Genomic DNA, 14,050 nt, shown 5'->3' with positions numbered 1-14,050 from the left:
GGACGCCCGCGACGGTCACGGCGGACAGGTCGTCCCAGTGGTAGGCGGCCGCGCGCCCCGTCCCCGCGTAGACCAGCCCGCCGCCGAACAGGTAGACGACGGGCATGCGCTCCCGGAGGCCGGCGTGCAGCAGGATCCGCACCGCGAGGGCCAGGTACGCGACGGCCAGGGACGCGGCGAGCAGCCCGATCCAGAACCGTCCGGCCGCCAGGTACAGCGCCGACGCGGGCACGAGCACGAGGACGGCGAGGCCGAGCAGCACCAGCCAGCCGACGGCGCGGCGGCGGCCGATCCGGGCGTCGAACACCCGGACCGGCACCCCGAGCCCGTGCGTGGCGGCCCGTTCCAGCACCGGACGAGGAAATGGCACAAACTACCGATTACCCCGATGGAACCGAAGGAAATCACCACCGGGGGCCATGACCCCATCACCGTCGCGTTCCGCCTGGAGACGACGGTCGGAGTCGGGGAGGTCAGGTCGCGGTGCGCGCCCAGGTCCAGGCGTACTCGGGGTCCTCGCAGCGGCGGGCGGCCGGGCCGAGGTCCAGCGGACGGAACGTGTCGATCATGACGGCCAGCTCCGTCGCTCGGTCGTGCCCCCGCCGGACCGCGTCGATCACCGCCTCCACCGCGCCGGGCTGCGGCCCGTGCGTGAACCCGGAGGGGTGCAGCGAGATCGAGCCGATCCCGATGCCCGAGCCCTTCCGTGCCGTGTAGTCGCCGCCGACGTAGAACATCATCTCGTCGGAGTCCACGTTGTGGTGGTTGTACGGGATCGGCACGGCCTCCTCATGGAAGTCCAGCGGACGCGGGCAGAAGGAGCAGATCACGAAGTTCGGCCCCTCGAACGTCTGGTGGACGGGCGGCGGCGCGTGCGTCCGCTTAACGATCGGCTCGAAGTCGTGGATGCTGAACACGTACGGGTACAGGTAGCCGTCCCATCCGACGACGTCGAACGGGTGGTGCAGGTACGTCAGCCTGGACAGGCCACCGCGCGTGCGCACGATGACCGGCACCTCGCCGCCCTCCCTCTGCAGGGGCTCGGTGGGAGCGCGCAGATCCCGCTCGCTGTAGGGCGCGTGCTCAAGGAACTGCCCGAACTGCGACAGGTACCGGCGCGGCGGACGCACATGACCGCTCGCCTCGATGACGAGCGCGCGGACCGTCTCCCCGTCCTCGGGCACCCACCGGTGGATGGTCCCGGTCGGAATGACCACGTAGTCGCCCTCGGTGACGTCGAGCGCTCCATAGGTCGACTCGAACGTCGCCCGGCCCGTCTGGACGTAGACGACCTCCGCCCCCACCGAGTTGCGGTACAGCTCGCTCGGGCCGCCGGACGAGGCGACGAACGACATCCGCACGTCCTGGTTGCCGAAGAGGACCTGCCGGCCGAGCACCAGATCACCGCCGACCGGAAGGTCCTGGGTGCGGTAGCCGCGCGGCTGCAGCGGATGGTTCGGGACCAGGCCCTCGGCCGCTGACCCGTCGTCCAACCCCTCGCTCTTGATGATCGCGGTGGGCGCGTACCGGTGGTAGAGCAGGCTGGAGTCGGAGGAGAAGCCCTCCTCGCCCACCAGCTCCTCGGCGTAGAGACCGCCGTCCGGGCGACGGAACTGCACGTGACGCTTGCGTGGGACCTCACCCACGACCCGGTAGTACGGCATCGCTGCCTCCAGTTGGGGACGCCATCGTCACCAACACCGTACGTCCCGACACGTTTCGGACGCAGCCACCGGGTCCCCATCTGCGTGGCCCGTCCTGATTAATGTTGATCTGCCCGTTCCGCCCTCTGAACCGCGAGCCACGATGCCGACCGAAGCGCCCCGCCCGTCCCGCCTGCCGCGCCGCCTCCTGGCCGCCTGCGGCGCCCTCCTGGTGACCCTGCTGACGGCTGCCGCATGCGCCCTGACCTGGGACGTCCTGCGCGGCCTCGCCGAGACGGGGCGCGTCGACCACGACTGGTCCCCCGTCTACCCGGCCGCCGCGGACGCCCTCCTCGTCCTCACCCTCCTCTCCCTGCTGGCGGCCCGCCACGCCCGCTGGTGGAGCCGCGCCCTCCGCTGGACGTTCCTGCTTCTCCTGCTCGCGGGCCTCTCCTGGATCTCCGTCCAGCACGCCGTCTGGGGTTTCGACTCCCTCCCGGCGAAGCCGCTTCGCGGCGCGGTCGCGGTGGCTCCGCACGCCATGCTCCTCATCGGCGTCTGGCTGTGGCTGACCACCCTCCGCCTGCTCCGCGCCCCGTCGAGCCTTCCTCCCGCCCCCACCTCCGCGCCTGAACCGGCCCCCGCGCCGCCGTCGGAGAACCACGTCCACGAATCCCCGCTGGACCACCTCTTCTCCCGCCCACCCGCCGAGGAGCCGGAACACGCAGCAGACGTGCCCGCCGCATCCTCTTCCGCAGGCGAGCGGGGCCAGGACGCCGCACCTCCGGTCAGGGAGGCCGTCCCGTCGGCAGGCTCTTCCGAAGAACGCGCAGAGCACAGCGAGCGGAACGGCCAGCCCACTCAGCTGTCAGCGGTCAACGTCGCCGCACGTCCGGATGACCCAGCAAGCGACCCCACCGACCGCTACGGCACAACCGCCCTCTCCTCGGAACCGGCGATCTCGTCGTCCTTCCACGCCGCCCGCGAAACGCCCCCTCGCGACACTCACACAGACGAACGTCCGAACGCCCGTGGTCCGGCTAGTTCCAGTACGGCAGATGCTCCGGATGCGCACCCGCACACGTCTCAAGTCCACCCCTCGGCCACAGTCCCGATCGAACCCCCGAGCCCGCGCCCCTCTACGACCAAGCCAGCGGGCCCTGCCTCCCCCGAAGACAACGACGCCGCCCCGCCTACCGGCGACCACACTGAAACCCGCAACGCGGACGACGAGAACCAGAGCCCCCGCCGAGACCACGACACACCGGTCCGGGAGGAAGCCCACCCATCTCTCCCTGAGGGGATCACCCCACCGCCTCCTCAAACAGACGAACCCATCCCGCCTACCCGTCCCGCATCCGGGACGGACCGGCCTCTGAACTCAGCAGCACAGTCCCGGGAGCAAGGGCAGGAGCAGGAGAGCCACTCACATCGCGAGGCACCTCGTCCTAAGAAGACTCAGGCTTCCGAGGAATCCGTTTCACCTGCGGCAACACCCCCGAACGCAGGCAACGACTCCTCGCGAGATGACGTCCCGACTGCGGAGAACGACCTCCCCGCGCCTGCTGACGATGCTCTTTTTTCGTCCGAACACGACGACCTCCGGGCCGAGAACGCCCCTTCCCGGGCTGACGACAACGCCGCCTCGGTGGATGACGACCTCTCCTCGTCCGAAGGCACCCGGTCGGCCGCAGACAAGGCCGCCTCGTCCGACGCCCGAGACGCGATGAAGGACGTCCCGAATCCCTCCTCATCCGAGGACGCTCCGCTTCCGGGCCATGCGGCCACGGACGATGTCCCCAGGGATGCCACCCCACCGTGGGGCTGGAATCCCCCGTCCAGCCGCCTCCGCAGCTCCCCCACACCTCCCGCCGACTAACGCCGAACCGCCACCACCAGCACGTCCGTTACCTGCCCGGTCCCCTGGCATTGCGCTCCCTGGGCGGGTGGCACGGACGACGTGATCGCGCAGGACGACAGTGAGGTGCCGTGAGGCCGGGAGGAGACCCTGCATCGTCCCAAGATGACAACAGGACGCAACGGCGAGGCACCCGCAGACCGTTTTGGGGATGCCATCCAAGGCGCGGTGGACGCGGCCGCGTTCACCCTTCACCGCCGCCGTATGACAGCGGTCCCACTCAGCCCGCCACAGACCCGCTGATCAAGGAACCGCTGCCCGTTCCTGGCAGATGCCCTCTTCCCGACCGCCGGAAAGACACCGCACCCGAAGCACACGGCTTTCTCAGGCCGCGGCTCCCTCAAGGATGCGCCTTCCTGAGAACGCATCCCGTGAAAGAGGCCGGAGACCACTGCCTCTCAGAGGACACAGTTTTCCCAGGTCGTAGCTCCGTTAGCGTGCAGCTTCCTGGGAGAACGCGACAGAAGGACGGCCCCCGACGCACACCTGGTCGTTCTGGAGCGCGAGGCCCATCTGGGATCGCTCCGGGGTCAGACCGCCCCGGTAGTCCCACACCTTCCGGCCGTCCAACCAGAAGGTCAAGCGCGTGCGCCGCCGGCCCGGCCATGATCATCTGCCGCTGCGTCCCCTCGTCGGGGTCGAACAGCACGCCCGGCCCGCCACTTCGTGGTGCCGCCCAGGCGCCTACGCCCTGCATGGTTTTGCGACGATGGCGCCATGGACGAGGTAGTCATTCCCATTCTTCGCGTCGAAGATGCTGCGACGGCGGTGGCCTGGTACGAGCGTCTCGACTTCGCCAAGCAGTGGGAACACCGTTTCGAGCCGGGATTTCCCGCGTTCGTCGAGGTGGCGCGGGGCGGGGTGCGGTTGTACTTGTCGGAGCACGAAGGTGACGCCCGCCCCGGCACGCTGGTCTACCTCCGCGTTCGTGACGTCGAGGCGATCGCCTCCGAGTTCGGTGTGCAGGCCGAGGACCTGCCGTGGGCGCGTGAGATCGAGTTGCGCGACCCCGACGGCAACCGGCTTCGGATCGGCACGCCGACGGAATGACACTCACCGGCAGCGCGGCGGGGCAGCCGCACTGAGGGCTGAGGGAGCAACCGTCCGCGGGAACGACGACGGTTAGGGCCGGGTTCTCTGCGGATCATCACCCCTGAGGGGCCGTGACCTCCAGGATCATCACTCCCTGAGGGGCCGTGACCTCCATGAGGGCGGCCCGCTGGTAAGGCGTGGTCAGCGGTAGCAGGAGCAGGACGGCAGACCGGAACCGATCGGATGGGGCGGCGGTGCGGCGTCTGGGTGGTCCGGAAATGGTCGGATGAGGGCCGGGGCGCGCGGGTACCACTCCGGGCATGGGGCAACTGTTCGCTGGGTTCGTGGACGACGCGGCGCTGTTTCCACCCGCTCAGGAGTCGTTGGACAGGGCACTGCCCGCCTACCGGAACGCGGCCGATGACCCGGTGATCGGACGGTTCCTCTGTCCGGCCTCGCGGGTCGCCGAGTTGCGGACGCACCTGCTGCCCGACGACCTTCTCGACCTCGTGGTGATCGCGGACTCCGGCCTGGACGGGTTGCCGAAGGCCCTGGAGGACGTGGCGGCCGAGCCCCGGGTCCGACTGCGCGGGATCGAGGTCGCGCTGCCGGAGGACGCCGACCAGGCACGAGCCGCGACGGTCACCATCGCCTCGCTCCCCACGGAGGTACCCGCGTTCCTGGAAGTGCGGCGGACGGCCGGTTGGCACATGGTGATCGACGGGATCGCCGCCGCCCACGAGGCCGGCGCCCGGGTCGGGGCGAAGTTCCGGACGGGAGGGCTCACGGCCGACGCGTTCCCCAGTCCTGCCGAGGTCGCGGCGTTCGTGGGGGCGTGCGTCGAGCGGCGGCTGCCGTTCAAGTGCACGGCGGGGCTGCACCATGCCGTGCGGCACAGCGACCCGGAGACCGAGTTCGTCCATCACGGGTTCCTGAACATCCTGCTGGCCACGGCGGACGGGGGAAGCGTCGATGCCATGGAGATGGTCAATCCGGTGGCCGTCGCCGTGCGAGTCCGCGCCCTGACCGACGAGCAGCGCGAGACGGCCCGGCGAATGTTCACCGGTTTCGGCTCCTGCGACATCGACACCCCCCGTTCGGATCTCGCCTCGCTCGGTCTCCTGTGACCGAGCCGCTCCATCACCCACGTGAAAGCGTCCCGTCCACCTTTCGCTGCACGCCACCGCGGCTTCCCCGCACGCGGACGGCCTCGTCCAGAGCCACGCCGACTGTGTGGCGGCCTCGATAGCCCGGTGGCCTGGGCGTCGCGCGGAAGGGCCCGTATCGAAGGCATCACCCCCGGCCCGGACGACGTGACCGGCAACGGCACAGGTCGTCGCGTTCGCGTGTGAGGTCAGCGCCCACGGCTGGAGTAAGAGCGTGGGCAAAACGCCGCCCAGGGCTATCTCGAAGGGCTCTGGTCCCGCGCGCGGACGCGTGACCTGCGTGATGCGGTGCGGCCGGAGGCGATCGAGAAAGCGGGCAGCTCGCGACGCACTGCCGCATTCGTCCAAGTAGGTCACGTAGCGATCCGCTAGGCGGGCAACGTGGGCCAGGACTTGGAGCACGGCTTGGCCACGCAGCTGTCGATGCCATCTGAGAGGCGCGGAACGTTGAGGCGTCGGTGGGGCGGCGGGTATGGGGAGCCAGTCAGCGGAGGGCCCCTGCGGTGGTGGGGTGCTCGGAATGCGGTTGGTGCTGGCAGTAGAGCTGAGGGGACGGTCGGGTCGGCGAAGGGGTTGGTTGCTCGGGATGGGCGGGGAAGGATGGTGCGCATGACTTGGGTTGAGGTCGACCAGGACAGCGGCTTTGGCATCGAGAACCTGCCGTACGGGGTGTTCCGGCGGGACGAGGCGGACACCCGGGTCGGAGTCGCCATCGGGGATCGGGTGCTGGACCTGACCGGCCTCTCCGAGGCGGGCCTGGTCGAGGATCACGGGTGGTTCGACGCGGGGTCGCTGAACCCCTTCATGGCGGCGGGCCGGGCGGCCTGGACCGCGAACCGGGCCCGGTTGCGGGAGTTGCTCACCGACTCGGCGCACCGTGAGGCGGTGTCGCCGCATCTGGTGCCGGTCTCGGACGTCGAGTTGCTGCTGCCGTTCGAGGTCGCCGACTACGTCGACTTCTACTCGTCCGAGCATCACGCGACGAACGTCGGGCGGATCTTCCGACCTCAGGGAGAGCCGCTCATGCCGAACTGGAAGCACCTCCCCGTCGGGTACCACGGGCGGGCGGGGACGGTCTACGCGTCCGGGACGCCGATCGTCCGGCCGTGCGGACAGCGCAAGGCCGTGCCGACCGACGCCGCCCCGTCGTACGGGGCGTGCCTGAAGCTCGACATCGAGGCGGAGGTCGGGTTCGTCGCCGGCGTGCCCTCGACGCCGGGTCGGCCGGTCACGCCACGCGCGTTCCGCGATCACGTCTTCGGGTTCGTGCTGGTGAACGACTGGAGTGCGCGGGACATCCAGGCGTGGGAGGCGCAACCGCTCGGGCCGTTCCTCAGCAAGTCGTTCGCGACATCGATCTCGCCCTGGGTGGTGCCGGTTGAGGCGCTTGAGTCCGCGCGAGTCTCCCCACCCGTCCAGGACCCGGTGCCGTTGCCCTACCTGCGTGCGGACGAACCGTGGGGGCTCGACCTGCGCTTGGAGATCCTGATCAACGGGCGGCCCGTCTCCCGGCCCCGCTTCGACGGCATGTACTGGACGCCGCCGCAGCAGCTCGCGCACGCGACGGTGAACGGCGCGCCCCTGCGTACCGGAGACCTCTTCGCCTCCGGGACCGTCTCGGGTCCCGCCAAGGAGGAGCGCGGCTGCCTGCTCGAGCTGACCTGGAACGGCACGGAGCCGCTGGAACTGCCGGACGGCACGAAGCGCACGTTCCTGGAGGACGGTGACACCGTCACCATCCGCGCGACCGCGCCAGGCGCGAACGGCTCCACCATCGGTCTCGGCGAGGTGACCGGCACCATCAGCCCCGCACCCTGCTGAACGTCTCATACCGTCGAGTCTGCGCCGCCGGAGCAGCACAGCGAAAAGTTACCCACAGGTTGTGGATAACGTCGCCAGGGCCGCCGTCCACCTGTCCGCGCAACGTCGTCGGAGACAAGGACGAGATCCGGCGAGACCCAAGTCGGTTCCTCGGCGAGAGGGCGAACCACCGAGAGGACGGAGCGTCGGCGTCGGCATGCCGGACTGCTCGCCGAACGAGCAGGGCGGTGTGACGCCGTACAGCGCGACAGCGCGAGCCCCGACGCGCGAGGCCCAACAGCGCGAGCCCCGAGAGCGCGAGGCCCGACAGGGCCACAGCGCCGGGCCCGACAGCGCGACAGCGACGCCGCGACGGCGGGCTATTTGGTGGGTTGGCGGATGCCAGGAGAGCTCTTGGCCGCAGCTCGGCCGAGTCCGGCGGCCGGAGGGGACCGGGGACCGGGTCAGGCTGGTTGCTTGGGGAAGACCAGGGCGTTGGCCAGAGCCGCCAGGCCCTCGCCTCGGCCGGTGAGGCCCAGGCCGTCGGTCGTGGTGGCGGAGAGGCTGACGGACGCGCCGTTCAGGGCCTCCGACAGGGTCTTGGCGGCCTCGTCGCGGCGTTTGCCGATCTTGGGGCGGTTGCCGATGACCTGGACGGCGACGTTGCCGATCAGCCAGCCCGCCTCGTCCACCAGGCGGGCGGTCTCGCGCAGCAGCGTCGCGCCGGACGCGCCTGACCAGCGTGGGTCGGCCGTCCCGAAGACCTTGCCGAGGTCGCCCAGCGAGCAGGCGGACAGCAGCGCGTCGCAGATGGCGTGCGCGGCCACGTCGCCGTCGGAGTGGCCTTCGAGGCCGGGGCCCTCGCCGGGCCATTCGAGACCCGCCACCCAGAGGGGGCGGTCGGCGTGGGAAGCGAACGGGTGGACGTCGGTTCCGACGCCCACCCGTGGAAGCTGATGACTCACCTGATCAGCTGGCCAGCACCTCGTCGAGGAGGGCCTCCGCCTTGTCCTCGTTGGTCTTCTCCGCGAGCGCGAGCTCGCTCACCAGGATCTGGCGGGCCTTGGCGAGCATGCGCTTCTCGCCGGCCGACAGGCCCCGCTCCTTGTCCCGCCGCCACAGATCGCGGACGACCTCGGCGACCTTGTTGACGTCGCCGGAGGCGAGCTTCTCCAGGTTGGCCTTGTAGCGGCGCGACCAGTTGGTGGGCTCTTCGGTGTAGGGTGCGCGAAGCACCTCGAACACCTTCTCCAGACCTTCCTGGCCGACGACGTCGCGCACGCCCACGTCCTCGACGTTCTCGACCGGAACCTGAACTGTCAGGTCGCCCTTGTCGACCTTCAGGACCAGGTAGGTCCTTTCCTCACCCTTGATGGTGCGAGTCTCGATGGCCTCGATCCGAGCAGCCCCATGGTGGGGGTAGACGACGGTGTCGCCGACCTGGAAAGTCATGTGACAAGTACCCCTTCCGCTAGAACCAGCGTAGCACGGACCTCGGGGTGACCGCACCGACCTTCTCGACAAATCCGCAGGTCAACCCCCTTATTGGGACCTTGACAAAGCGACTTGATAGTGCATCCCGGGCACGTTTACCACGCGCGCGGAGCACTTGGCCCGGGTCGCGGGACGCACCGCATCGACCCTTGTCACCGCACGTCCGGGCATGATCACGAATGGGTTTCGGCGCCGGTTGCGAGGTAATTCGCGATCCCGTTCGCGCAGTTCCCCCTCTCCCCCCTGTCAGGTCGCGCGCCGCGGCCCATACTGGGAGGTGAACATGCCGGGCGGTGCGGGTACGAAGTGTCAGAAAAAGAGCGAAAGGGGCGCGGCGGACGGAGGCGGTCCGGCGGACACGGGAAACGGGAGAGGTGCGGTGTGAGGCCAGACGGCGACCCCGAGCACGACGACTACGGACTCCCCCACGTCGATGTCGTCGTGCCCGACGACGCCCGCGACCTGGACCGCGACGTCATCGCCTACCGCCGCGAGCGGCGCCAGCAGCGGCGGCGCGCCCGGTTCGACCGCATCGCCAGGCCGATCGCCCGCTTCGGAGTGGCCATCCCGATCATCACCGGGGCGCTGCTGATCGCGCTGGTCAGCGGGGTGCTGATGACCTCGCTCGGAACCCGTCCCGAACCGCGGCCGACCCGCGCCGCGCTCGCCCCGCACCCGTCCGCCCCGGTCGGCCGCAAGGGCGGCTTCCTGCCGGACGGCTCGGTCACCGAACCGCCGAGCACCAAGACCAAGCCCCTGAGCGACCTGCGGCCCGGCGTCGTCGCGATCGTCCCGCCCAAGTGCTCCTGCGCCGCCGTGATCGCCGACCTCGCCAAGCGCACCCGGGTGCTCAACGCGGGCCTCTGGCTCGCCGCCGACCGGCGCGGCTCCACCGCGTCCCCCGAGCAGACGATCAAGTCCCTGCGCACCCTCGCCGGGAACGCGCACGACGGCGACCCCGTCGTCCTGGACGACGCGAAGGGCATCCTGGCCGGCCACTACGCCAACGGCCCTGACGGACGGCCCGCCACCGGTCTCACCGCCGTCTTCGTCGGCAACGACGGCGTGGTCTCGGAGATCCTCGCCTCTCCGAAGCCCGGGCCCGAGCTGACCACTCTCATCAAGGCGGCCACCGACAAGGCCCCCTGACACCGCCGCAGCGCCGCCCTCCGCGCCCTCGACAGCCGGCACCGCGCCGTGGACGATCACCACCGGTCGTCCCGTCCCGGCGAGGGCCTGGCGGGGACGGCTCAGGAGATCACCGGATGATCCGCGGAATTCGGTGGGAACAGGACCCCCGACTCCGTATCACCCGTCCCGTCTCGCTAGGCTGCCCTTCGGCGTTCGCACACGCCGAAACCCCTGAACCGCCTGCAACCCTTTTCCCGAGGAGATCGTCGCCGTGATCCGAAACAGCCGTCGAGTGGTCGCGCTCGCCTTCGCGGGCGCCGTCGCCATGGCGCCGGTGCTCGCCGGCTGCGGCGCCGGCGAGGAGCCTCAGACCGCGGCGCCGACGCAGCTGACCGAGGGCGTCAACGCCTGGGTTCCGAAGACCGACCCGGCCAAGGCGCAGGTCGACATCCGCAACATGTTCCTGCTCGGCCCGGAGCCGGAGAAGGCGCTGCCCGCCGGGTCGTCGGTCCCGCTGTACGCGACGCTGATCAACCAGGTCCCCGGCCGCGCCGACCGGCTCGTCTCGGTCAGCGCGCCGGAGTTCGGCCAGGCCAAGATCGCCGCCGACGGCGTGGCGCTGCCCGCGGCCAGGGAGCGCGGCGAGGGCTCCGCGGTGTCCCTGCTCGGGACGGTCCCGGCCCCGCACGCGACCCCGTCGGGCAAGCCGTCCGGCGTGAAGTCGGGCAAGCCCGCCACCAAGCCCACCACCGGCGTCCCGACGGCGCCCGTGACCGGCACCCCGAGCACGCCGAGCACCCCGGGTTCGGTCGCGCCGAGCACGCCTTCGACCGAGACGCCGAGCTCGCCCGAGACGCCGACCGCGCCCGGCTCCGGCGCCCCGAGCGCCCCGGCCGGCGAGGCCACGCCGGGGACCGGCGGCAAGGGCCCGCTGGTCGTCCTGACGCAGGCGAACAAGCAGCTGCTGGGCGGCGAGACGGTCCAGGTCACGCTGCAGTTCGAGAAGGCCGGCACGGTGACGCTCGCCGTTCCGGTCATCCCGCAGCAGAACGAGTTCAGCACCTACGTCGCGGTGTCGCAGGGCACCCCGTTCACCCCGGCCCCGGCCGTCCCGAGCGGCAGCGGCAGCGGCGAGCCGACCGGCGCGCCGAGCACCCCGGGCACCGAGCCGTCCGGCTCGACCGAGCCCACCAAGTCCGGCGAGCCGAAGACCACCGAGACCCCGGCCGCCTGACCCGCACGCAACGAGAACGGCCCGTACCGCGTCCCCAGAATGCGGTACGGGCCGTTTTTCGCGCCTACCCCTGGCTCGCACCCAGGTGGAACAGGACGAAAGAGGCCGCCGACCCGAGATCGGCGGCCTCCGCTCTGACGCGCTACAACTTCCCAGCAGTCCCCAAGCCCGCTCCGAGAATTCGCGTGCCCTGAATGTGCCCTCAGGCCCCTCTGCCGCGTGAAGATGCGGGCCTAGCGCGTTGCATAGCGCCTGCTCCAAGTGGCCTCAGCCCGCGCGCGAACGCGCGACCTGCCCGGTGAAGCGAAGCCGAAGGCGAGCGCAACCGGGCAGATCGCGAAGCGATGCCGCGTTCGCCCAGGCCCGGTCACGTAGCGAGCCGTTAGGCGAGCGAAGTGGGCCGGGACTCTTTGAACACCGCTTAGGGCTCGAACTTGTAGCCGAGGCCGCGGACGGTGACGATGTGGCGCGGGGTGGACGGGGCGTCCTCGATCTTGGCCCGGAGGCGCTTGATGTGGACGTCGAGGGTCTTGGTGTCGCCGACGTAGTCGGCGCCCCAGACGCGGTCGATGAGCTGCATGCGGGTCAGGACACGGCCCGCGTTGCGCAGCAGCACCTCCAGCAGCTCGAACTCCTTGAGGGGGAGCTGGACCGAGCCGCTGTTGACGCTCACGACGTGCCGTTCGACGTCCATGCGGACGGGGCCGGCCTCCAGGACGGCGGGCACGAGCTCCTCGCCCGCGTCGCCCTGGCGGCGCAGGACGGCGCGCATCCGGGCGATCAGCTCGCGGGTGGAGAACGGCTTGGTGACGTAGTCGTCCGCGCCGAGCTCCAGGCCGACGACCTTGTCGACCTCGCTGTCCTTGGCGGTGAGCATGATGACCGGGACGTTGGACTTGGCGCGCAGCTCCCGGCACACCTCGGTGCCGGGCAGGCCCGGCAGCATCAGGTCGAGCAGGACGAGGTCGGCGCCGTCGCGCTCGAAGACGTCCAGCGCGTCCGGGCCGGTGGCCGCGACCGCGACCTCGAAGCCCTCCTTGCGCAGCGTGTACGACAGGGCGTCGCTGAAGGACTCCTCGTCTTCCACGACGAGCACACGGGTCACTGTTCTGCCTCCCGGGCGGTTCTGGGCCCGAGCGCGGATCTCATCGCGTCCGGTCCTCGGGGGTCGGGTGGGATGTGCGGCCGTGGACGGCCGGCCGGGCGCTCGTGTCCGGACGGGGTGCGTCCGGTCCGCCGCCCGCGTCGCCGGGGTCGCCCGGGACGTCGCTGGGGGTCTCGGCGCCGGCGGGGGCCGGCAGGGGGGAGGGGTTCAGCAGCGGCAGGCGGAGCGTGAAGGTGGAGCCGGAGCCCTCCTTGCTCCAGACCGTCACCTCGCCGCCGTGCTTGCCGGTGACGTGCTTGACGATCGCCAGGCCGAGGCCGGTGCCGCCGGTCTGCCGGGACCGCGCGGGGTCGACCCGGTAGAACCGCTCGAAGATCCGTTCCAGGTCGCCGTCGGGGATGCCGATGCCCTGGTCGGTGACGGTGACCTCGACGTACTGGTCGTCGGTCTGCCGGGTCGCCACCACGACGCGGGTCTTCTCGGGGCTGTAGGCGACCGCGTTGTCGATCAGGTTGCGCAGCGCGGTGACCAGGAGTTCCTCGTCGCCGCGCACCCGCAGGCCGTGCCGGCCGCCCGCGATCAGCTCGATCTCCTTGGAGGCCGCCCGGATCTGCGAGCGGTCCAGCGACTCGTCGATCACCGTGTCCAGCTCGACCGGGTGCAGGTCGTCCAGCGGCTCCTCGCCCTGGACGCGGGAGAGGGTCATCAGGTCCTGGACGAGGTTGGTGAGCCGGACCGACTCGTGCTGCATGCGCCCGGCGAACCGGCGGACGGCCTCGGGGTCGTCGGCGGCGGCGTCCACGGTCTCGGCGAGCAGCGACAGCGCGCCGACCGGGGTCTTCAGCTCGTGGCTCACGTTGGCGACGAAGTCGCGGCGGATGGCCTCCACGCGGCGCATCTCGGTGAGGTCCTCGGCGAGGACGAGCACCAGGCCGTGCGAGCCGAGCGGGGCGACGCGGACGGCGAACCAGCGGCCCTCGGCGCGCGAGCGCGACCGGGACGGCCCGACCTGGATCTCGGTCTCCCGGATCTCCCCGTCGCGGCGGACGAGCCGGGCCATCGCCAGCAGCTCGTCCACGACCAGCCGGTCATCGCTGACCAGTCCGAACGCGCGGGCGGCCGAGCTGGCGCGCAGCACCCGGTCTTCGCCGTCCACCACCACGGCCGACGATCTCAGGACGCTCAGCACCGACGCTATCCCCGGGGGCAGCCCGTTCTGGGGCTGCGCCGGGGGAACGGTCCGCTGGGCACGCTCGCTCACCCGCACCGCCAATCCCGTCGCGAGTCCGACCGCGAGCCCGGCGAGCCCGGTCAGACCTGCGACAACCTCGACCTCCACACCTTGGATCGTAGGTGGCGAACGAGGCCGTCCCGCACCGCGGGGGCGTCCGGGCGGGAGCCGTTAGCCCAATGTTCACCTCCCCATTCATGTCGGTTCACACCAGTCGGGCAGGGTGTGGCGTGGGCGAGTACATCCCGGGCCCCGGACCCGCCGGGAGCACGGACCGTGCGCGGCGCCCGGCGGTC

11 protein-coding genes are annotated in these 14,050 nt (G+C 70.9%); 5 read left to right on the top strand and 6 right to left on the bottom strand.

Annotated elements, in window-relative coordinates:
• Positions 1–352: DUF6585 family protein (locus AB0J52_RS09585; RefSeq protein WP_500181133.1), on the bottom strand; the 352-nt coding region annotated here is incomplete at its 3' end.
• A gap of 121 nt (positions 353–473) precedes the next feature.
• Positions 474–1,664 carry a homogentisate 1,2-dioxygenase gene (locus AB0J52_RS09580; protein WP_500181132.1) on the bottom strand — a complete coding sequence of 397 codons (1,191 nt, stop codon included), beginning with the start codon at positions 1,662–1,664 and terminating at the stop codon, positions 474–476.
• A gap of 2,614 nt (positions 1,665–4,278) precedes the next feature.
• Between AB0J52_RS09580 and AB0J52_RS09575 the strand changes: the two genes are divergently transcribed.
• The 3 genes from AB0J52_RS09575 to fahA all read left to right on the top strand — a co-directional run bounded on the left by AB0J52_RS09575 (position 4,279) and on the right by fahA (position 7,580).
• Entirely contained in the window at positions 4,279–4,611 is a 333-nt protein-coding gene (locus AB0J52_RS09575; RefSeq protein ID WP_500181131.1) for a glyoxalase superfamily protein, read from the top strand.
• Positions 4,612–4,913: 302 nt separating this feature from the next.
• A complete protein-coding gene (locus AB0J52_RS09570; RefSeq protein ID WP_500181130.1) occupies positions 4,914–5,720 on the top strand; it encodes a hypothetical protein in 807 nt (268 codons plus the stop codon).
• A gap of 639 nt (positions 5,721–6,359) precedes the next feature.
• Entirely contained in the window at positions 6,360–7,580 is a 1,221-nt protein-coding gene (gene fahA / locus AB0J52_RS09565) for a fumarylacetoacetase (RefSeq protein ID WP_500181129.1), read from the top strand.
• A gap of 443 nt (positions 7,581–8,023) precedes the next feature.
• Here the strand turns inward: fahA and ispF are convergent, their stop codons facing one another.
• Both ispF and AB0J52_RS09555 read right to left on the bottom strand, forming a co-directional pair.
• Positions 8,024–8,503: a 2-C-methyl-D-erythritol 2,4-cyclodiphosphate synthase gene (gene ispF / locus AB0J52_RS09560; protein ID WP_500181128.1), complete on the bottom strand. Its 480-nt coding sequence runs from the start codon at positions 8,501–8,503 to the stop codon at positions 8,024–8,026.
• 25 nt (positions 8,504–8,528) lie between these two features.
• Positions 8,529–9,011: a CarD family transcriptional regulator gene (locus AB0J52_RS09555; protein ID WP_026414839.1), complete on the bottom strand. Its 483-nt coding sequence runs from the start codon at positions 9,009–9,011 to the stop codon at positions 8,529–8,531.
• A gap of 423 nt (positions 9,012–9,434) precedes the next feature.
• On the opposite strand from AB0J52_RS09555, the gene AB0J52_RS09550 reads away from it, so the two are divergent.
• Positions 9,435–10,202, top strand: coding sequence for a hypothetical protein (locus AB0J52_RS09550; protein ID WP_500181127.1), 768 nt, complete (start codon positions 9,435–9,437; stop codon positions 10,200–10,202).
• 253 nt (positions 10,203–10,455) lie between these two features.
• On the top strand, positions 10,456–11,418 hold the full coding sequence (locus AB0J52_RS09545; RefSeq protein WP_500181126.1) for a hypothetical protein: 963 nt from the start codon (positions 10,456–10,458) through the stop codon (positions 11,416–11,418).
• 421 nt (positions 11,419–11,839) lie between these two features.
• Here AB0J52_RS09545 and AB0J52_RS09540 read toward each other — a convergent pair whose 3' ends face one another.
• Both AB0J52_RS09540 and AB0J52_RS09535 read right to left on the bottom strand, forming a co-directional pair.
• Positions 11,840–12,523, bottom strand: coding sequence for a response regulator (locus tag AB0J52_RS09540; protein WP_500181125.1), 684 nt, complete (start codon positions 12,521–12,523; stop codon positions 11,840–11,842).
• 40 nt (positions 12,524–12,563) lie between these two features.
• Complete coding sequence (locus tag AB0J52_RS09535) at positions 12,564–13,862, bottom strand: sensor histidine kinase (RefSeq protein WP_500181124.1); 1,299 nt, start codon at positions 13,860–13,862, stop codon at positions 12,564–12,566.
• Positions 13,863–14,050: the final 188 nt, after the last annotated feature.

It is taken from the genome of Spirillospora sp. NPDC049652 (genome assembly GCF_040675125.1).
Lineage (GTDB): Bacteria > Actinomycetota > Actinomycetes > Streptosporangiales > Streptosporangiaceae > Spirillospora.
This window is presented reverse-complemented; position numbering and strand designations above follow the sequence as displayed.